The organism is Citrobacter sp. Cf088 (assembly GCF_030334295.1).
GTDB lineage: Bacteria > Pseudomonadota > Gammaproteobacteria > Enterobacterales > Enterobacteriaceae > Citrobacter > Citrobacter freundii.
Genome location: NZ_JAOWEE010000053.1, coordinates 1,059,570 through 1,078,676 on the forward strand (window position 1 = coordinate 1,059,570; position 19,107 = coordinate 1,078,676).

Sequence of the window (19,107 nt, forward strand, 5' to 3'; positions counted from 1 at the left end):
CCTGTGGTGCATCCTGTTGCGCACGCTGAGCTTTTGCTTCTGTTGTCAAATAGCCGCAAAATAAAACGTCTGAAACTTCCTCTCTGGCCACACATGCATCATTTACATGCTTATCCTGACCTGCGCGCCATGTTCCGCCGTCTGCTGATCGCCGCGTTGATTGGCGTCCTTTCTGCGCTGGCCGTCGCAGGATTTCGTCATGCCATGCTGCTTCTCGAAGGGTTGTTTCTGAGCAATAACACGGGGAGTCTGGTCAACGCTGCGACAAACCTTTCGCCTTTAAGGCGTATGCTGACACCTGCACTCGGCGGTCTGGCGGCTGGATTACTGCTGTGGGGCTGGCAAAAATTTAACCGTTTACGCCCACAGGCTCCCACTGATTATATGGAAGCCCTACAAACCGACGGACAATTTGACGTCAGTGCCAGCCTGGTGAAATCGCTGGCCTCGTTACTGGTTGTCGCCAGCGGGAGCGCTATCGGACGCGAAGGTGCCATGATTTTACTGGCGGCGCTGGCGGCTTCCTGCTTTGCTCAACGCTTTACCCCACGTACAGAATGGAAGTTATGGATTGCCTGCGGCGCCGCAGCGGGTATGGCCGGAGCCTATCATGCCCCGCTGGCGGGCAGTTTATTTATTGCCGAAGTGTTGTTTGGCACGCTGATCCTCGCATCACTGGGACCGGTAGTGGTGTCCGCCGTAGTCGCATTACTCACCACCAATCTGCTTAGCGACAGCAATGCACTGCTGTATACCGTGCACCTGTCTCGGGAATTGCATACTCTGGAATACGTTATGATTGTCAGCACCGGTCTGGCTACTGGCATCTGCGGACCGCTCTTCATGTGGCTGATGACCGCCAGCCATAATGGTTTTTTGCGCTTAAAACTCTCGCCGCCGTGGCAACTGGCGCTTGGTGGGTTGATCGTTGGCCTGCTTTCATTGCTCACGCCTGCAGTCTGGGGTAATGGCTACAGCGTGGTGCAGTCATATTTACTTTCGCCACCGCTGCTGGCCGTAGTTAGCGGGATTTTTATCTGCAAATTACTGGCGGTGCTTGCCAGCAGTGGATCCGGTGCGCCAGGTGGCGTGTTTACGCCAACGCTGTTTGTCGGCTTGTCGGTGGGCATGCTGCTGGGTCAGGTATGGGGATTATGGTTTCCGGGCTCGGATGAAATTGTCATTTTGCTGGGCTTAACGGGGATGGCCACGCTGCTGGCGGCTACCACGCATGCACCAATAATGTCGACCTTGATGGTTTGTGAAATGACCGGGGAGTATCGCCTGCTCCCCGGATTACTGATTGCCTGTGTCCTGGCGTCGGTGCTGTCGCGTACGTTACGCCACGACTCTATCTACCGACAGCACGCTGCCGAGCATTGACAGACGGATGTACTGCGACAGCTCACGCTGCTCTGCACGAGGCAGATAAGGCAGTTCACCGATAAGCGGGGCAGGTAATTTTTTGCCCAGCACATCAATGATTTCCGCATAATGCGCCAGCCCCGGGTTGATTCGGTTCGCGACCCAGCCAATTAGCGGCAGTCCGTCGCTGGCAATCGCCTGTGCGGTGAGGATGGCATGATTAATACAGCCTTCCTGGATACCCACCACCATCAGCACCGGCAGTTGTTCCTGCACCACCCATTCCGATAACGGACGCAGATCGTTCATCAAGCTCCGCCAGCCTCCGGTGCCTTCCACGACAACGTGATCGACTTTTTCGCTGAGGCTTGCGAGACCGTTGGATAACAGGGTGTAATTGACCGGACCACTATGCGCTACGCTACTTTCGTCTTCGCTGAGCGCAATCGGGTTGACCGCTTCGTAAGGCAGTTCGATAGTGGACACGCTTTGCAGCACCAGCGCATCTTTGTTGCGCAGACCTTCGGGCGTCTCTTTGCTGCCTTTGGCTACAGGTTTGTAACCCGCAACGCTTTTACCCCCTGACGCTAACGCTTGTAGTAATGCGCGGGAAACCACGGTCTTCCCAACAGAAGTGTCTGTACCTGTAATAAAGAAACGCTTCAGCATCACTAACTCCACCGTTATGCTTTGAAAATATAAGTCAGGAAAATAAAACAGTGGAGAAAGTCTAAGGTATGACGACCAGGATCAGCTTGAGATAGCGCAATTTTTCGTACAACAGTTAAAAAATGTTAACCCTGTAATAGACGAATCAACAAAGAACCGTTATACATCGCGTCCTTAACGAGCGCCGCCCCCGCCATCGTCCCCTGATTGGTAAACTGCGTACTTTCAACGACTATATGCTGACTGTAAGCCGGAAGCGCCTGCTGACGAATGCTGTCAGCGATGGTAGGGAACAAGATATCTGCCGCTTTACTGAGCGGAGACCCAATCAATATCTTTTGCGGGTTGAACAAATTCACCATGATGGCAAGAATTCTGCCGACGTGGGTCCCGACGCCGCTAATGATATCTTTCGCCAATAAATCACCCTGCATTGCCGCCAGACACAGTGCGTCTACCGTCAGCGGTTGTCCGTGTAAAGAAGAACTCATTGACTGCTTCAAGCGCACCTGCGCCAGTTCGAGCACGCTGTCGACGCTGGCGATCGTTTCCAGACAACCATGGTTACCGCAGTAGCAGCGTTTACCGTACGGATCCACCTGCGTATGGCCAATTTCCACCAGGCTACTGCTGCCTGCATGCAGTAAATGACCGTCAGTGATCACCCCGGCACCCACGTTATGATCGATCACCACCTGAATGACGTCGCGCGCACCACGCGATGCGCCGAAAAGCGCCTCAGCCATGGTCCAGGCGCTAATATCATGTTGAATATAGACCGGTACGCCAGTATGGTTCTCAAGCGCCTGGCCCAGCGGCATCTCTTTGACATCTTCGTAAAATGGCATGCGATGCACGATACCATTTTCAGTATCAATAATGCCCGGTAAGGTGATAGCGATGGAGGTTAAGCGTTCCAGCTTTTGTTGATGGCGGATGAAAAACTGGTCGACCTGGGTAATAACACGTTCCAGAAGCGGTGTTTCACTGACCAGCTCCATTTCAAGACAATCTTCTACCACCAGTTTGCTGCTAAGATCGCGCAGTGCCAGAAAGATCTCGCCGCGACTGATACGGATGGATAAATAGTGCCAGGCTTCCGTTTCAACAACCAGCCCAACTGCCGGACGCCCACGGCTGCCCGCTTCCTTGATTTCCAGCTCTTGCACCAGGTGCGCTTCGAGCATTTCGCGGACAATTTTAGTAATACTGGCAGGCGCCAATTGCGCCAGGCGAGAGAGATCAATACGCGATACCGGACCCAGCTGATCAATCAGGCGATAAACCGCGCCAGCATTGGTCTGCTTAATTTGATCGATATGCCCAGGCTGACTATCAGCAACCACCACTTACTCCCTTTATTTTCGCGCTCCGAAATAATCTGCGGGCTATGGTGAAGCACTTCAATGGCTCCCGTCAACTTTTTACTTAGCCTTGTGATTTACTGCACATTTTCACTCATTTTTAAACTAAATTAATCGCCTGAACGGCCGCCAGCAGCTGCTCACGAAAGCGTTGCGCGGCGTGACTTTGCTCATGATGCTTTGGCCACACTAACCACATTTCCGAGACAGCATCTTCTTCCGCTATCGGGATCCAACACATTTCATATAGCTGCACCCGTTTAAAAGAAGCAGGAAGTATAGAAACCCCTAATCCTGCAGCCACCAGCCCGATGATAGTCATCGCTTCGCCAACCTCCTGCGCAATCGTCGGTTTTAGTCCATAGCGACGCATCAGGCCAAGAATATCGTCATACAACCCTGTCCCCACATGGGGATCAAAAAAGACAAATGGTTCATTCGCCAGCTCGGCCAACGTGACCACGGGTTTTTGCGCCAACGGATGCGCGCGTGGGATCATCGCCATCAGTGGTTCATGCAGAATGATTTCACGCTCCAGCGTTTCCGGAAGCTGCGTATTGCGCAGAAGTCCCAAATCCAGCGTCCCTTCATTGAGCGGGGCAATTTGCTCACGTGTGTTCATTTCGCGGGTTTGCATATGCACTGCCGGGTAGCTTTGACGAAACAGAGATAACGTATCTGAAACGGCTTTGATAAACGGCGCCGACGACGTAAAGCCGATACGCAATTCCCCTGCTTCTCCCAAATGCAAACGCTCAGCCCTGGCGGCGGCTTCATTAACCAGCCCGAGGATCTGCCGACTGTCTGCAAGAAACTGCTTTCCGGCAGAGGTCAGCGCCACGCTACGGTTAGTTCGGGCAAGTAACCGGGCGCCAACCTGCTGTTCAAGGATCTGGATCTGCTGGCTTAGCGGCGGTTGCGAAATGTTTAATCGCGCTGCCGCCCGACCAAAATGCAACTCTTCGGCAACGGCCACAAAGTAACGTAAATGACGCAGTTCGATATTCATATTTTTAAAATATTATTTGAGATTATTAATATATTAGACAGAATATTGTGATTTTCATACTCTTAAGGCTGGTCCTGTAGACGTAATTGGATGAGCAAGGATTTCAAGTGAGCCGTACAACAACTGTCGATACCGCGCCAACAAGCGATGTTGATGAACAGATAGTTACCCCGCCGGATGGTTTTATCAAACGCGGAACATCCCCATTTATGCGTGTCACGCTGGCGCTGTTTTCCGCCGGACTGGCGACTTTTGCCCTCCTCTATTGCGTACAACCCATACTGCCTGTGCTTTCGCACGAGTTTGGTGTCTCTCCTGCCAGCAGTAGTATTTCGCTCTCCATTTCAACGGCGATGCTGGCGATAGGGTTACTGTTTACCGGTCCACTTTCAGATGCTATTGGCCGCAAGCCGGTGATGGTTACCGCACTGCTGCTCGCCTCTTGTTGTACGCTCCTTTCAACAATGATGACCAGCTGGCACGGTATTTTAATCATGCGGGCGCTGATAGGACTTTCACTGAGCGGGGTCGCGGCAGTAGGGATGACCTATCTGAGTGAAGAGATTCATCCTAGTTTCGTCGCCTTCTCAATGGGCTTGTATATCAGCGGTAACTCGATTGGCGGTATGAGTGGTCGCTTGATCAGCGGCGTGTTTACCGACTTTTTTAACTGGCGTATCGCGCTGGCGGCGATCGGCTGTTTTGCCCTTGCCTCTGCGCTGATGTTCTGGAAAATCCTGCCGGAATCTCGTCATTTCAGACCAACGTCGCTGCGCCCGAAAACGTTGTTTATCAACTTCCGCTTGCACTGGCGCGACAGAGGCTTGCCGCTGCTGTTTGCGGAAGGTTTTTTACTGATGGGATCGTTTGTCACGCTGTTTAATTACATCGGCTACCGCCTGATGCTCTCTCCGTGGGAGCTCAGCCAGGCGGTTGTCGGTCTGTTATCTGTGGCGTATCTGACCGGGACCTGGAGTTCGCCAAAAGCAGGTTCTATGACCACTCGTTATGGCCGTGGCCCGGTAATGCTCTTTTCAACTGGCGTGATGCTGGTTGGACTGTTGATGACCCTGTTCACATCGCTATGGCTGATCTTCGCCGGGATGCTGCTCTTTTCAGCCGGTTTTTTTGCCGCGCACTCCGTAGCAAGCAGCTGGATTGGACCACGGGCAAAACGCGCTAAAGGCCAGGCTTCTTCCCTGTATCTGTTCAGCTATTATCTGGGATCCAGTATTGCCGGTACGCTCGGCGGCGTATTCTGGCACAGCTACGGCTGGAACGGCGTGGGCGGATTTATCGCCCTGATGCTGGTGCTGGCGTTGCTGGTCGGCGCACGTTTGCACCATCGTCTGCACGTATAATCCCCGATGCCCGGATTCCGGGCATCGCCTTTATGAATCAGGTAGTAACGTCTGGGCTCCCATTTGCAGAGCAATAACCGTCCCGTTCATCACTATATGCAGCATGATCGGCATCAACAGGCCGTTGCTTTTCAGTCTGGCGATGATTAAAACCTGCGACACAAGAAACAACATCAGCAACGTACGTAGATCCACATACTGCGTATGCATGATGGCAAAAATGACCGATACCACCACTGACGACAGCCAGGTTTTATTATTGAACCAGTACTGGAACGCGTTGAATAAACAGCCTCTGAAAACAATTTCTTCATAAACTGGCGCAATAAATATCAGAGTCAACGTAGATAACCACAATGCGTAACTACTTAAGGATATTTGGCTGGTCACCCACGCTTCGGTTTGTCTGAGACCCAAAATCAATGGCAGGATAAGCTGAATAAACAGCAGCGCCGCGAACAAAATGGTAAACCACCTGGCGTTGAAAATGCCTTTGCCCAGCCCCTCTCTTTTTCTGAAGAAGAAGTAATACAGCGGAACCAGCACAACAAATTCCAATGCAAACAACAGCGGGTAAAGTAGCCCTTTGGCAAGCAGGTCCTGACTCGCGGGGAAAAACAACGGGGTAAACGTGAGGCCAAACATCAGTAAAAACATTGAAAAGCAGCCAGCTACTGCTTTGGTCCTGGTGATATACAGGTTGTCGGCATCCTGTGACATACAATCTCCTTGCGCTCATCGAAGATAAGTTGATGAATTACCGATACATGATAAAAATTCTCATTATCACTGACAACCTACCAACTTTTACGCAATGCCCATTGGGGCAATGCCAAAACCCTCTTTACTCCGGAACTTCACCGTCAACTACTCAGGGGAGAATCCGCCAGCGGCAACGAAAAACGGAAGCAGGCCCCTGCCGTTGAGCTAACCAGGCTGATATCCCCTCCATGCAGCTCGAGCATTCTACGCACGATCAGTAAGCCCAAGCCGCCGCGCTCAGCCCTCTGCTCACGGGGAACTAACGCGGTCGGGCGCTGAAACAATACTTCTCGCACAGCTTCTTCTACCCCAGGCCCGCTGTCCTGCACTTCGGCTAATAAACGGTCTGCATCACGCCAGACTTTTAGCCGCACTTCACCTCCGTCAGGCGTATGACGGATAGCGTTATCCAGCAGATTCGTCACAACTCTTTCTATCATCGATAAATCGGCATTCACCAGCGGTAACGGCCCCATTACGTCAAGGTGCAACTGCAAATGACGCGTGGCAACAGGGAGATCAAATTTCTGTGCCACATCCTGGATCAATTCACCAATAGCAAAACGTTCACGCTGCGGTTTTATACCGCCATGCTCCAGTCTTGCCAGCTCAAACAGCTGTTGTGACAGATGACGAACTTTATGTCCCTGGCGCAGCGCGATACTAAGATAATGCCGGTTTTCCTCCGGCGTCATCGTATCGGCTTTCAGCGACAGCATTTCCAGATACCCCAGCAATGAAGTCAGCGGCGTGCGTAAATCGTGCGAAATATTGGCTATAAACTCTCTGCGCTGACGATCGCTGTCCGCTAATAGATCCCACTGCTGCGCAATTTTCTGCGCTAACTCGATAAACGCATTGTTCAGCAACGCAATTTCATTTGCCGGGGCCGGATCGGGATTTTTTTGCGCCAGCTGTTTGATGACGCTAATGCTGTCCTGTTCCAGTTTGACCACCTGCCCAGTCAACCTTTTCACTGGATTCGTCACCCATCGCCACACCAGAAAACCTGCAATTCCGCCGGCTAATAAAACCAGTATTAACGTCCAGGCCACGGTATTCCAGAGCGTTTTTTGCCAGGCGGTATTCGCCAACATATTCAGATCTTCGCCCTGCAGAATAATGTACAAATAGCCATGCAGCTCACCGTTATATAAAACCGGCGCGGCGCTGAATACCTTTTGCTGGCTGCTGCGCGGATCGTTGCCATATACGGGCAACGCATCTGAGTTAAGGAAATCCTGAATCGGCTGCACGCTAATTTTCTGCCTCTGGATATGCCCCGGCGGTGCGGCATCAGCGAGTATTTCACCTGATGGTGAAACCAGATACAGCTCCACGCTGGGGTTGAGCGTCATCAGGTGATTAAACAATCCTTTTAAGATCTGGCGATTAACCTGCCCGCTGGCATCAATAAGCGACTCACTTTTGACAATCTTGCTCGCCAGCTCCAGCGAGAGCCTTTGCACCATCGCGTCGCCATATTGTTTGCTACTGCGAACCTGGACAGCACTGACGGCAACCGCACAAATCAGCATAATGGCGGTAAAGACCAGAGTCAGACGCTGGCTCAGCGACAGGCGATAAATCATGGCTGATGCTCCGCATTAACCGCAGCAAGCTTATAGCCTCGTCCCCAAACCGTGAGAATAATTTCCGGCTCCGCAGCATCCTTTTCAATTTTGGTCCGCAGACGATTAATATGACTGTTCACCGTATGCTCATACCCTTCATGCTGGTAGCCCCACACCTGATCTAACAGCGCCTGGCGCGAAAAGACCTCGCCTGGATGACGGGCGAAAAAATAGAGCAGATCGAATTCTCGCGGTGTCAAATCGAGGGATTTACCATGCAGCCGAACTTCCCGGGCTAAAGGGTCAATCTCTACGCCATGAACGGTGATAATCCCCGCCTCCATACGCAGGTTCTGACTCATCGCTTCCTGACGGCGAAACAACGCCTTCACCCGAGCCATCAACTCCAGCACCGAGAAAGGCTTGGCCAGATAATCATCGGCCCCCATTTCCAACCCCAATACACGGTGCGTTTCGCTGGTCCGGGCGCTGATAATAATAACGGGCAAATAAAAACTCATTTGGCGAATGCGACGACAAATCTCCAGCCCGTCGACACCTGGCAGCATCAAATCGAGGATAACGGCATCCCAAACGTGTTTCTCCAGTTGTTCAAGCGCTCGCGTGCCGTCCGCTTCATGAACTATCTCGTAACCCTCATCCTTCAGGCTAAGCTGCAAAAGTGAGGCAATATCGCTGTCATCTTCCACCAAAAATATCTTTTTCGCGCCTGCCATCAGTGTCATCCCCCTCTCGTCGTGCTGAAAGCTTACCTCAGGCAAGGGGCGGAAGTTATCACAAAATTTTTAACTTTTCGTGAGGATCCAGGGATACGCATACGCGCAGTATGTCGTTATAGACACACCAGGCATCAACAGGGAAACGTCGCTTTGTTTTCCTTAACATGAAAATAAAAAGGAAAAGTTATGCAGAAAAAACGTCCACTTCTGGAAGCTGATGTTACAGCCGAATCAGTTTTTTTTATGCAACGACGACAAATCCTCAAAGCACTTGGGATAGGCGCGGCGGCGGCCACGCTGTCTTCCCCTACACGGGCTAATTTGTTGGATTGGTTTAAAGGCAACGATCGTCCACCAGCACCCGCAGGCAAAGCGCTCGAATTTACAAAGCCCGAGCGCTGGCAAAACAGCCTGTCTCTGACGCCAGAAGACAAGGTGACGGGCTACAACAATTTCTATGAATTTGGTCTGGATAAAGCAGATCCTGCCGCCAATGCCGGTAGTCTGAAAACCGATCCCTGGACATTGACGATCAACGGAGAGGTCAACAAACCTTTAACCTTGGATCATGATGCGCTGAGCACTCGCTTTCCGTTAGAAGAGCGTATTTACCGGATGCGTTGCGTTGAAGCATGGTCGATGGTTGTGCCGTGGATCGGATTTCCTTTGCATAAATTATTGGCGCTGGTTGAGCCAACCAGTCACGCCAAATACGTCGCCTTTGAAACTCGCTACGCCCCTGATGAAATGCCCGGCCAGAAAGATCGCTTCATTGGCGGTGGGTTAAAATATCCCTATGTTGAAGGTCTGCGTTTGGATGAAGCCATGCATCCGCTAACACTGCTGACCGTAGGCGTATATGGCAAAGCATTGCCGCCGCAAAATGGGGCGCCGATACGCTTGACCGTACCCTGGAAGTACGGCTTCAAGGGCATTAAATCGATAGTCAGTATTACGCTGACGCGTGAGCAGCCGCCGACGACCTGGAATATGTCAGCACCGAATGAATACGGTTTTTACGCCAACGTAAATCCGCAGGTCGACCACCCTCGTTGGTCTCAGGCTACTGAACGGTTTATCGGTTCGGGTGGCATTCTTGATGTGCAGCGACAGCCCACGTTACCTTTTAATGGTTATGCCGATGAGGTGGCATCGTTATATCGGGGTATGGATCTTCGGGAGTATTTTTAGTGAGGTTGACCGCAAAACAGATAACCGGCCTGAAAGTGCTGCTGCATCTCGCTGGTTTTTTACCCCTGCTATGGCTCTTTTGGGCCGCGCAGCATGGCGGGTTGGGTGCCGACCCGGGAAAAGATATCCAGCACTTTACGGGCATTACCGCGCTAAAGTTTTTGCTTGCTACTCTGCTGGTAGCCCCGCTTGCACGCTATGCAAAGCAGCCTTTGTTATTTCGTACCCGGAGGTTGTTAGGTTTATGGTGCTTTGTATGGGCCACACTGCATATGGCCAGCTATGCTCTGCTGGAACTGGGTATACAAAATCTGGGATTGTTGGGTCGTGAACTGGTTTCACGCCCATGGCTAACCCTGGGCATGACCGGCTGGATTATCTTATTCCTGTTGACGTTGACCTCCACGCAAGCCGCGCAGCGTAAAATGGGCAAACGCTGGCAAACATTGCACAACTACGTCTACCTGGCCGCCATTTTGCTACCGCTGCATTACCTGTGGTCGGTAAAAGTGTTATCACCGCTCCCTATTATCTACGCCATCTGTTTTGTGGTTCTGTTGGCTTTTCGCTATAAAAAACTTTTACGAAAAACCAGGTATAAAGGTGTGTTTATGAAAAGTGAGTGAATCACGGTAAACTTCTTAACCACACCTAAACAGAACGAGAACAAAAAATGAGTAACAATGATAATTACCATCAGCTCACCCGCACGTTCCAGCGGCTCTCTCGCTTCTCCCACCTCTCGGCAATCGCCAGTTGGGACATGTTTACCATGATGCCGTCAGGAGGAAGCAAAGCCCGCGGCGAAGCGCTGGCCGAGCTGAGCGTGCTTGAACACCAACTGTTAACCGATCCGAAAGTGGCAATGTGGATCTCCGCAGCGCAACAGGAAGACCTCAACGATGTAGAACAGGCGAACCTGCGCGAAATGTCGCGACTGCATCACCAGGCATCCTTGTTGCCGGAATCGTTGGTAGAAGCAAAATCACTTGCGGGAAGCCGCTGCGAGCATGCCTGGCGTAGCCAGCGACCGGCAAATGACTGGGAAGGATTTTCCGAAAACCTGAAAGAGGTTGTGAAGTATAGCCGCGAAGAAGCCCGACTGCGCGCAGAAGCTAAAGGCTGTTCGCCGTATGACGCGTTACTGGGCATCTTTGAACCGGGAATGACCAGCGCGCAGTTGGATGACCTTTTCGCGGACGTTAAAACCTGGCTACCCGACCTGCTAAACAAGGTAGTGGCAAAGCAATCTCAACAGTCGCTCATCGCCCCGGTAGGCCCCTTCCCAACAGCTGTACAGCGAGAGTTGGGTCTTGAAACAATGGCACAGCTAGGTTTCGACTTTACCGCTGGTCGGCTGGATATCAGTGCACATCCCTTCTGTGGCGGCGTACCAGAAGATGTTCGCATTACCACCCGCTATGATGAAAACGAATTGCTCAGCGCGCTGTTTGGCGTGATCCATGAAACCGGTCACGCCCGCTATGAGCAAAATCTTCCGCGTAACTGGTCAGGGCAACCTATCGCTCTGGCACGTTCCACCGCCATTCATGAGTCCCAGAGTCTGTTCTTTGAGATGCAACTGGGACGCAGTAAAGCCTTTCTGACACGGTTAATTCCTGCTGTAACGCGCTACTTTGGCGATCAGGCTGCATTTGAAGAAAGCAATTTCATCGCCTGGAACCAGCAGGTCAAACCCGGGTTTATCCGTGTTGATGCCGACGAGGTGAGCTATCCCGCTCACGTGATCCTGCGTTATGAAATCGAACGTGCGCTCATTAATGGCGATATTGAAGTGGATGATATCCCGGCATTGTGGAATGAGAAAATGCAGGCCTGGCTGGGGCTGTCAACGATCGGAAACTATCGTAACGGTTGTATGCAGGATATTCACTGGACCGACGGCGGCTTTGGCTACTTTCCTTCCTATACCTTGGGCGCTATGTATGCGGCGCAGTTGTTCAGTGCCGCTAACCGCGCATTACCTGATTTGAATCAGTCTATTGCGCAAGGTGAGTTTGGTCCCCTGTTTGACTGGTTACGTCAGAACATCTGGCAGCATGGCAGCCGTTTCACCACTGAACAGCTTATTACCCAGGCCACCGGAGAGCCGCTTAGCAGCCGATATTTCCGCACCCACCTGGAAGCCCGCTATTTGTAATCTCATACCGTGAGTCATTGTACATATCGTTACACGCCGATACCAATGACTCACGGAAGCCCTGTGATTACAGCGATATAGTTATTTCAACGGCCCCGCAGTGGGGTTGAATGAAAAACCAAATCGAGGGTATGAGAATGAAAAAAGTATTAGCTCTGGTTGTTGCCGCTGCTATGGGTCTGTCTTCTGCTGCATTTGCTGCTGAAACAACTGCTACAACCGCTCCGGCTGCTGCAGCAACCACTAAAGCTGCGCCGGCAAAAACCACGCATCATAAAAAACAGCACAAAGCAGCGCCGCAGAAAGCACAGGCTGCCAAGAAACACGCTAAAAAATCCACCACAAAACCGGCTGTAGAACAGAAAGCACCAGAGCAGAAAGCTCAGGCTGCTAAAAAACACACCAAAAAAGCTGCAACCAAACCAGCTGCAGAACAAAAAGCGCCAGAGCAGAAAGCTCAGGCCGCTAAAAAACACACCAAAAAAGCAGTAAAACACGACACTGCTAAACCAGCAGCTCAACCTGCAGCATAACGCATTTGTAGTCACTATGGCGTCCCCCACGCCATAGCATACGGCGCTAGATCGACCTGATGTAGCGCCGCCTTTCGGAGGGTAACATGGTGTCACATTACCGCTTTGAGTTAATTCTTATTACGTTGATAATTTGCGCCATCATCGCCATGCGTTTTTATCTTGCCTGAATGTAGTTATCTGATTTTACTCCCACTTTCACGTCGTCCCGTCTATAGTATTAACTGAGGGTTTGCTGTTAATAATCATAATTCCCCACCAGAGCGTGATATGCATAAAACCATTGCTGTATTACTGGGTTCACTTTGTTTACTTCCTGTCGTTGCGCATGCGGACCAGCCTGCAACGGACAGCGCCGAAGCAGAAAATATAAAAACGCTGTTTTTTGGTCATGACGATCGCATAAAGGTGACTGACCCTACACAATCGCCGTGGGACGCTATCGGGCAACTGGAAACTGCCAGCGGTAACCTGTGTACCGCCACACTCATTTCGCCACATCTGGCCCTGACGGCCGGACACTGTTTACTCACCCCCCCGAAAGGTAAGCCGGACAAAGCCGTCGCATTGCGCTTCGTGTCTAAAAAGGGTCTCTGGCGCTATGAAATCCACGACATTGAAGGCCGGGTTGCGCCCTCACTTGCCAAACGTTTAAAAGCCGATGGTGATGGCTGGATAGTGCCGCCTGCCGCAGCCCCGTGGGATTTTGGTCTGGTGGTGCTGCGTAATCCGCCGTCTGGCATCACACCGCTGCCACTGTTTGATGGCGACAAAGACGCGTTAACCGCGGCGCTAAAAACTGCAGATCGTAAAGTCACGCAGTCGGGCTATCCGGAAGATCATCTGGACGACCTGTACACACATCAGGATTGTGTGGTGACCGGCTGGGCGCAGAATACCGTCTTGTCACACCAGTGCGACACGCTCCCGGGCGACAGCGGTTCGCCATTGATGTTGCAGACAGAGTCTGGCTGGCAGTTGATTGGTGTGCAAAGCTCCGCTCCAGCAGCCAAAGATCGCTGGCGGGCAGATAATCGCGCCATATCCGTGACCGGTTTTCGCGAGAAGCTGGAAGCGTTAGCGCAGGAATAACACATGCTGCCCGCATTAACGGGCAGCATGGATATCAGGCAAGTTTTATCATTATCATTCCGGCCAGCAGCAGTATCACGCCGATCCAGCCCTTATTATTCAGACGCTGACCAAACAGCACCCAACCTGCCGCTAACGTCGCGGCAATACCGAATCCGCCCCACAGGGCATAAGCCACCGAAAGATCGATACCTTTTACTGCTTGCGACAGCGCGCTAAAGGCCGCTAATACGGCAGCTAACGACAGCACGCCATAAATCTTGCGGCGAAAACCATCGGAAAATTTCAAAAATACGTTAGCGACGATTTCCAGCACGATGGCCATACCCAGCCAGGCACCGTGAACCCATTCAAACTGTTGCATGAGTCACCTCTTTGCCCGGTTTAACAGGCTTTCGGGTGCCGGATTTAATCAGCACAATGCCGACCACCAGTGAAGCCAGTCCTGCCACCTTCAATGTGGACAAGGTTTCGTCAAATAACAGCACGCTAAACAGCGTAATAAATAAAATACCGATCCCTTCCCACAGGGCATAGGCCACACCAAGGGCAATTTTTTTAACGGCAAAACTGAGAAAAATATACGATAAGGCGATCATTACCAGCATTAAAATAAAGCCCGAATTACCATGGCCGACGCTTGCCCATTTCATTGAAAGCGTACCAGTAATTTCAGCCGCGATGGCCAGACCTAATAATATCCAGTAAAACATGATGCTTCTCCTGCTTGAGAATATAGTCCTTTGGGCCTACTGCATGCAGTAAACCAAAAAATAAAATTAGTTAGCTCAGCGCACAGCGCCAGCTCAGGCAGAAGAAGGGACTAAAGCGCGTTGCGCCAGTGTTGCTCACCCGCAAGCAAGAAAGTGGAAGAGGTACGAAGAAGTGAAGGTAAACGCAAAAACATCCTGAACATATTGTCCATAATATTACAATTATCCGCAGTGTTGCTTCTCATCATCGCGGATGATAATTGTCCTCGGTAGTTAAACACAGATGATTTGTATCATAGCTTCAATACGAACTCAAAGTCTTTTCACTTCTTTACCTGCCCCGTTTGATTTTTGTTATAACGGCTCGACGCAAATCACACTATTATTCAGATTCAAAAATCAAAAACGCAGGAATACATATGGCGAAACCGATCATCACGCTTAACGGTCTAAAAATAGTCATTATGCTGGGCATGCTGGTTATCATTCTGAGCGGCATTCGCTTTGCCGCAGATATCATCGTCCCCTTTATTCTGGCGTTATTTATAGCCGTTGTGCTGAACCCCGTGGTGCAGCGGATGGTCAAGATTCGCATACCGCGCGTATTTGCGGTGTCATTGCTCATCGTTATTATTGTAATGCTAATGGTACTGCTGTTAGCGTATTTAGGCACATCCTTAAATGAGCTTGCGCGTACGCTACCGCAATATCGCTCTTCACTGGTTATTCCACTAAAAAATCTTGAACCATGGTTACAACGCGCAGGGATCGGCGTTTCCGTGGATGAGCTCGTCAAATATATCGATCCAAACGCGGCAATGACGCTGGTGACCAATTTGCTGGCGCAGCTTTCGAATGCTATGTCATCGATCTTTTTACTGCTACTGACGGTAGTTTTTATGCTGCTGGAAGTACCGCAACTGCCCAACAAACTAAAACAAATGATGAGTCGCCCCATTGAAGGTATGGCGGCGATTCAACGCGCCATCGACAGCGTCTCTCACTATCTGGTGCTTAAAACGGCAATCAGCATTGTGACCGGGTTGGTCGCCTGGGGCATGCTTGCTGCATTGGATGTGCGCTTTGCCTTTGTCTGGGGATTACTGGCCTTCGCCCTGAACTACATCCCTAATATCGGTTCGGTATTGGCGGCCATTCCCCCTATTGCTCAGGTGCTGGTATTTAGCGGCCTTTACGATGCGCTGGTGGTTCTGACCGGCTATCTGGTCATCAACCTGGTATTCGGGAATATCCTCGAGCCGCGGATCATGGGGCGTGGACTTGGACTGTCTACGCTGGTGGTTTTTTTGTCGTTAATCTTCTGGGGCTGGCTGCTCGGCCCTGTTGGGATGCTGCTTTCTGTTCCGCTAACCATCATTGTGAAAATCGCGCTAGAGCAAACCAACGGTGGTCAAAGCATTGCGGTGTTACTGAGCGATCTCAACAAAGAGTAAAATGCAAAACGGCCTCCTCAGAGGCCGTCTTAGTTTTCACTGACGATTACAACGCTTTCAGAATCGCATCCACGCTGGCTTTGGCATCGCCAAACAGCATATGGGTGTTTTCTTTAAAGAACAGCGGGTTCTGCACACCAGCATAGCCCGTGTTCATCGAACGTTTGAACACGATGACGTTCTGCGCTTTCCATACTTCAAGCACCGGCATACCGGCGATCGGGCTGTTCGGGTCATCCTGCGCCGCCGGGTTTACCGTATCGTTGGCACCAATCACCAGCACGGTATCGGTATCGGCGAAATCATCGTTGATCTCGTCCATTTCCAGCACGATGTCATAAGGGACTTTGGCTTCCGCCAGCAGTACGTTCATATGACCGGGCAAACGCCCTGCTACCGGGTGAATACCGAAGCGCACTTTGATGCCGCGTGCGCGCAGTTTCTCGGTGATTTCCGCGACCGGATACTGTGCCTGAGCCACTGCCATGCCGTAGCCCGGGGTGATGATCACGGAGTGCGAGTTCTTCAGCATTTCTGCTGTGTCTTCCGCAGTAATCTCACGGTGCTCACCGACTTCTTCATCTGATCCAGTAGAAGAACCGTCAGAACCAAAGCCACCTGCAATAACGCTGAAAAATGAACGGTTCATCGCCTTACACATAATGTAAGACAGGATCGCACCAGAAGAACCGACCAGCGCACCGGTAACGATCAGCAGATCGTTGCTCAGCATAAAGCCCGCCGCCGCAGCAGCCCATCCTGAATAGGAGTTGAGCATTGAAACGACCACCGGCATATCCGCACCACCGATGGAGGCCACCAGATGCCAGCCAAAAGCCAGTGCAATTATGGTCATCACCAGCAGCGCCAGAACCTGCAGGCCCACGCTTTCGGTACGGACAAACACCACCAGCAGCAGGAAAGAAACAACCAGCGCCGCCAGATTCATTTTGTGACGATTCGGCAGCATCAGCGGTTTAGAGGAGATCTTGCCGCGCAGTTTGCCAAAGGCCACCACAGAACCGGTAAAGGTTACCGCACCGATGAAGATACCCAGGAACACTTCCGTCAGGTGAATGTTCACCAGAATCGGCTCCAGGCCCGTATCGTGATACAGGTAGCTATTGAAGCCCACCAGTACCGCTGCCAGACCAACGAAGCTGTGCAGAATTGCCACCAGCTCCGGCATCTCGGTCATCTCAACTTTCTTCGCCAGACGAATACCAATCGCGCCGCCGATGATCATCGCCACCAGGATCCACGCAACGTTGCCGGTATCCGGACCAAAAATCGTGGCAATCAGCGCAATCGCCATCCCGGCGATACCGTAGTTGTTACCCTGCTGAGAGGTTTCGTGTTTCGAAAGCCCCGCCAGACTAAAAATAAACAGGATCGCGGCAACAATGTATGCAGCTGTAACTAATCCTCCAGACATATGTTACCCCTTAGTTTTTCCGGAACATTTTCAGCATGCGCTGAGTCACGGTGAAGCCACCGAAAATATTAATGCTGGCAATAAGCACCGCGATAAAGCTCAGGAAACTCACCCAGCCACCCTGGCCAATTTGCAATAACGCCCCAACCACGATAATCCCTGAGATGGCGTTAGTCACAGACATCAACGGAGTATGCAACGCATGTGACACATTCCAGACCACGTAGTAACCCACCACGCAGGAGAGCGCGAACACCGTAAAGTGACCAAGGAACTCTTTCGGCGCAACGTCGGCGAGCCAGCCAAACAAAATCACCACCAGCGCCATCAGTGCATATTTGCGCCACGGAGAGACAGGTTTTTTCTCTTCTTTCGGTGCAGGTGCGGCTTTTGGCGCAGCCTGCGGCTGAGCAGAAACCTGGATAGGCGGCGCAGGCCAGGTGATTTCACCCTCGCGAACCACCGTGACACCGCGAACAACCACATCGTCAAAATCGACGGTGATATTGCCGTCTTTCTCTTTGCACAACAGTTTGAGCAGGTTGACGAGGTTGGTGCCGTAAAGCTGGGAAGATTGCGTTGGCAAACGGCCAGGCAGGTCGGTATAGCCGATAACCTTCACCCCGTTCTCGGTGGTTGTCACCTGATTAGGCACGGTATATTCGCAGTTACCGCCGTTTTGCGCGGCAAGATCGACAATTACGCTGCCCGCTTTCATCGAATCGACCATTTCACGGGTGATCAGTTTCGGGGCCGGTTTGCCCGGGATCAGCGCAGTGGTAACGATAATGTCGACGTCTTTCGCCTGCGCAGCGAAGAGTTCCATTTCGGCTTTGATGAACGCCTCGGACATCACTTTGGCATAACCATCACCGCTGCCCGCTTCTTCTTTAAAGTCCAGTTCAAGGAACTCGGCGCCCATGCTCTGCACTTGTTCCTTCACTTCCGGACGGGTATCAAAAGCACGCACGATAGCGCCCAGGCTGTTTGCCGCACCGATCGCCGCAAGACCTGCCACACCCGCACCAATCACCATGACCTTGGCAGGTGGAACCTTGCCTGCGGCGGTGATCTGGCCGGTGAAGAAGCGACCGAATTCATGTGCAGCTTCAACAATAGCGCGATACCCGGCGATGTTCGCCATTGAGCTCAAAGCATCCAGCGACTGTGCGCGCGAAATACGCGGCACGGAGTCCATCGCCATAACTGTCACGTTTCGCTCTGCAAGCTTTTGCAACAGTTCAGGGTTTTGCGCGGGCCAAAGAAAGCTCACCAGCGTCGTGCCCGGATTGAGTAACGGAATTTCCGCCTCCTCCGGCGCATTGACCTTCAGGATGATCTCTGACTGCCAGACTGCATTTCCATCAACAATTTCTGCGCCTGCTTGTACAAACGCCTTATCGTCAAAACTCGCCAGTTGACCTGCACCGCTTTCAACCGCGACGCTGAAACCTAACTTAAGCAGCTGCTCAACCGTCTTCGGCGTGGCTGCAACGCGGGTTTCATTGGTTAACCGTTCTCTTGGTATGCCAATTCGCATAATGTTCCCTTCCATCTGTAATTATGATGATGGTTTATCAATGTTCGCACGAGGCATGCGCGCACTCTCGAGAGAGGTCAGTGTTACCTCAATAAAATAAAACAGTAACAAACTCTGTATAACCTACTGAAAATGACGCCTGTG

20 protein-coding genes are annotated in these 19,107 nt (G+C 51.6%); 9 read left to right on the forward strand and 11 right to left on the reverse strand.

The annotated features are described in order from the left end of the window. Positions 1 to 93: 93 nt before the first annotated feature. Entirely contained in the window at positions 94 to 1,383 is a 1,290-nt protein-coding gene (gene clcB / locus OGV71_RS17965) for a voltage-gated ClC-type chloride channel ClcB (RefSeq protein WP_204583559.1), read from the forward strand. On the opposite strand, the gene bioD is transcribed toward clcB, so the two are convergent. From bioD to ynfL, 3 genes are all read right to left on the reverse strand, one after another. Further along, positions 1,339 to 2,034 carry a dethiobiotin synthase gene (gene bioD / locus OGV71_RS17970; RefSeq protein ID WP_003028922.1) on the reverse strand — a complete coding sequence of 232 codons (696 nt, stop codon included), beginning with the start codon at positions 2,032 to 2,034 and terminating at the stop codon, positions 1,339 to 1,341. The genes clcB and bioD overlap by 45 nt on opposite strands. A gap of 125 nt (positions 2,035 to 2,159) precedes the next feature. Then, positions 2,160 to 3,380, reverse strand: a complete 1,221-nt coding sequence (mlc, locus tag OGV71_RS17975; RefSeq protein ID WP_003028923.1) for a sugar metabolism global transcriptional regulator Mlc — start codon at positions 3,378 to 3,380, stop codon at positions 2,160 to 2,162. Positions 3,381 to 3,498: 118 nt separating this feature from the next. Beyond that, the gene (gene ynfL, locus OGV71_RS17980) at positions 3,499 to 4,407 is read right to left on the reverse strand and encodes a multidrug efflux transcriptional activator YnfL/SxtR(Kp) (RefSeq protein ID WP_003836337.1); all 909 of its coding nucleotides are present in this window, start codon (positions 4,405 to 4,407) and stop codon (positions 3,499 to 3,501) included. Between the two features lie 107 nt (positions 4,408 to 4,514). On the opposite strand from ynfL, the gene ynfM reads away from it, so the two are divergent. Next, positions 4,515 to 5,768 carry a multidrug efflux MFS transporter YnfM/SxtP(Kp) gene (gene ynfM, locus OGV71_RS17985; protein WP_003028925.1) on the forward strand — a complete coding sequence of 418 codons (1,254 nt, stop codon included), beginning with the start codon at positions 4,515 to 4,517 and terminating at the stop codon, positions 5,766 to 5,768. Between the two features lie 30 nt (positions 5,769 to 5,798). On the opposite strand, the gene OGV71_RS17990 is transcribed toward ynfM, so the two are convergent. The 3 genes from OGV71_RS17990 to OGV71_RS18000 form a co-directional block, all read right to left on the reverse strand. Continuing rightward, the gene (locus OGV71_RS17990; protein ID WP_204583561.1) at positions 5,799 to 6,488 is read right to left on the reverse strand and encodes a CPBP family intramembrane glutamic endopeptidase; all 690 of its coding nucleotides are present in this window, start codon (positions 6,486 to 6,488) and stop codon (positions 5,799 to 5,801) included. 143 nt (positions 6,489 to 6,631) lie between these two features. Continuing rightward, on the reverse strand, positions 6,632 to 8,122 hold the full coding sequence (locus tag OGV71_RS17995; RefSeq protein ID WP_204583563.1) for a sensor histidine kinase: 1,491 nt from the start codon (positions 8,120 to 8,122) through the stop codon (positions 6,632 to 6,634). After that, the gene (locus OGV71_RS18000) at positions 8,119 to 8,841 is read right to left on the reverse strand and encodes a winged helix-turn-helix domain-containing protein (RefSeq protein ID WP_003028928.1); all 723 of its coding nucleotides are present in this window, start codon (positions 8,839 to 8,841) and stop codon (positions 8,119 to 8,121) included. Before OGV71_RS18000 ends, OGV71_RS17995 begins: the two co-directional genes overlap by 4 nt. Before the next feature lie 189 nt (positions 8,842 to 9,030). Here OGV71_RS18000 and msrP point away from each other — a divergent pair, with 189 nt between their 5' ends. From msrP to OGV71_RS18025, 6 genes are all read left to right on the forward strand, one after another. Next, positions 9,031 to 10,035, forward strand: a complete 1,005-nt coding sequence (gene msrP / locus OGV71_RS18005; RefSeq protein WP_204583565.1) for a protein-methionine-sulfoxide reductase catalytic subunit MsrP — start codon at positions 9,031 to 9,033, stop codon at positions 10,033 to 10,035. After that, positions 10,035 to 10,661 carry a protein-methionine-sulfoxide reductase heme-binding subunit MsrQ gene (msrQ, locus tag OGV71_RS18010; RefSeq protein ID WP_204583567.1) on the forward strand — a complete coding sequence of 209 codons (627 nt, stop codon included), beginning with the start codon at positions 10,035 to 10,037 and terminating at the stop codon, positions 10,659 to 10,661. The genes msrP and msrQ overlap by 1 nt, the downstream gene beginning before the upstream one ends. 47 nt (positions 10,662 to 10,708) lie before the next feature. After that, positions 10,709 to 12,196 (forward strand): carboxypeptidase M32, encoded by a 1,488-nt coding sequence (locus tag OGV71_RS18015; protein ID WP_286533788.1) that lies wholly within the window; start codon positions 10,709 to 10,711, stop codon positions 12,194 to 12,196. A 137-nt stretch (positions 12,197 to 12,333) separates the two neighbouring features. Continuing rightward, positions 12,334 to 12,729: an acid resistance repetitive basic protein Asr gene (gene asr / locus OGV71_RS18020; protein WP_003028934.1), complete on the forward strand. Its 396-nt coding sequence runs from the start codon at positions 12,334 to 12,336 to the stop codon at positions 12,727 to 12,729. An 86-nt stretch (positions 12,730 to 12,815) separates the two neighbouring features. Next, positions 12,816 to 12,899 carry a small membrane protein YdgU gene (ydgU, locus tag OGV71_RS25620; protein WP_085954017.1) on the forward strand — a complete coding sequence of 28 codons (84 nt, stop codon included), beginning with the start codon at positions 12,816 to 12,818 and terminating at the stop codon, positions 12,897 to 12,899. A gap of 100 nt (positions 12,900 to 12,999) precedes the next feature. Then, positions 13,000 to 13,821, forward strand: coding sequence for a trypsin-like serine peptidase (locus OGV71_RS18025; RefSeq protein ID WP_003028938.1), 822 nt, complete (start codon positions 13,000 to 13,002; stop codon positions 13,819 to 13,821). Between the two features lie 34 nt (positions 13,822 to 13,855). On the opposite strand, the gene mdtI is transcribed toward OGV71_RS18025, so the two are convergent. From mdtI to OGV71_RS25625, 3 genes are all read right to left on the reverse strand, one after another. Then, on the reverse strand, positions 13,856 to 14,185 hold the full coding sequence (mdtI, locus tag OGV71_RS18030) for a multidrug/spermidine efflux SMR transporter subunit MdtI (protein WP_003028939.1): 330 nt from the start codon (positions 14,183 to 14,185) through the stop codon (positions 13,856 to 13,858). Then, positions 14,172 to 14,537 carry a multidrug/spermidine efflux SMR transporter subunit MdtJ gene (gene mdtJ, locus OGV71_RS18035; RefSeq protein ID WP_161799268.1) on the reverse strand — a complete coding sequence of 122 codons (366 nt, stop codon included), beginning with the start codon at positions 14,535 to 14,537 and terminating at the stop codon, positions 14,172 to 14,174. The genes mdtI and mdtJ overlap by 14 nt, the downstream gene beginning before the upstream one ends. Positions 14,538 to 14,644: 107 nt before the next feature. Further along, positions 14,645 to 14,815, reverse strand: a complete 171-nt coding sequence (locus OGV71_RS25625; RefSeq protein ID WP_085951052.1) for a protein YdgV — start codon at positions 14,813 to 14,815, stop codon at positions 14,645 to 14,647. A 138-nt stretch (positions 14,816 to 14,953) separates the two neighbouring features. Between OGV71_RS25625 and OGV71_RS18040 the strand changes: the two genes are divergently transcribed. Next, positions 14,954 to 15,988, forward strand: a complete 1,035-nt coding sequence (locus OGV71_RS18040; RefSeq protein WP_046670647.1) for an AI-2E family transporter — start codon at positions 14,954 to 14,956, stop codon at positions 15,986 to 15,988. A gap of 46 nt (positions 15,989 to 16,034) precedes the next feature. Here OGV71_RS18040 and pntB read toward each other — a convergent pair whose 3' ends face one another. Continuing rightward, positions 16,035 to 17,423, reverse strand: coding sequence for a Re/Si-specific NAD(P)(+) transhydrogenase subunit beta (gene pntB, locus OGV71_RS18045; protein WP_032935797.1), 1,389 nt, complete (start codon positions 17,421 to 17,423; stop codon positions 16,035 to 16,037). Between the two features lie 10 nt (positions 17,424 to 17,433). Continuing rightward, positions 17,434 to 18,963, reverse strand: a complete 1,530-nt coding sequence (gene pntA / locus OGV71_RS18050) for a Re/Si-specific NAD(P)(+) transhydrogenase subunit alpha (RefSeq protein ID WP_003028945.1) — start codon at positions 18,961 to 18,963, stop codon at positions 17,434 to 17,436. Positions 18,964 to 19,107 lie beyond the last annotated feature (144 nt).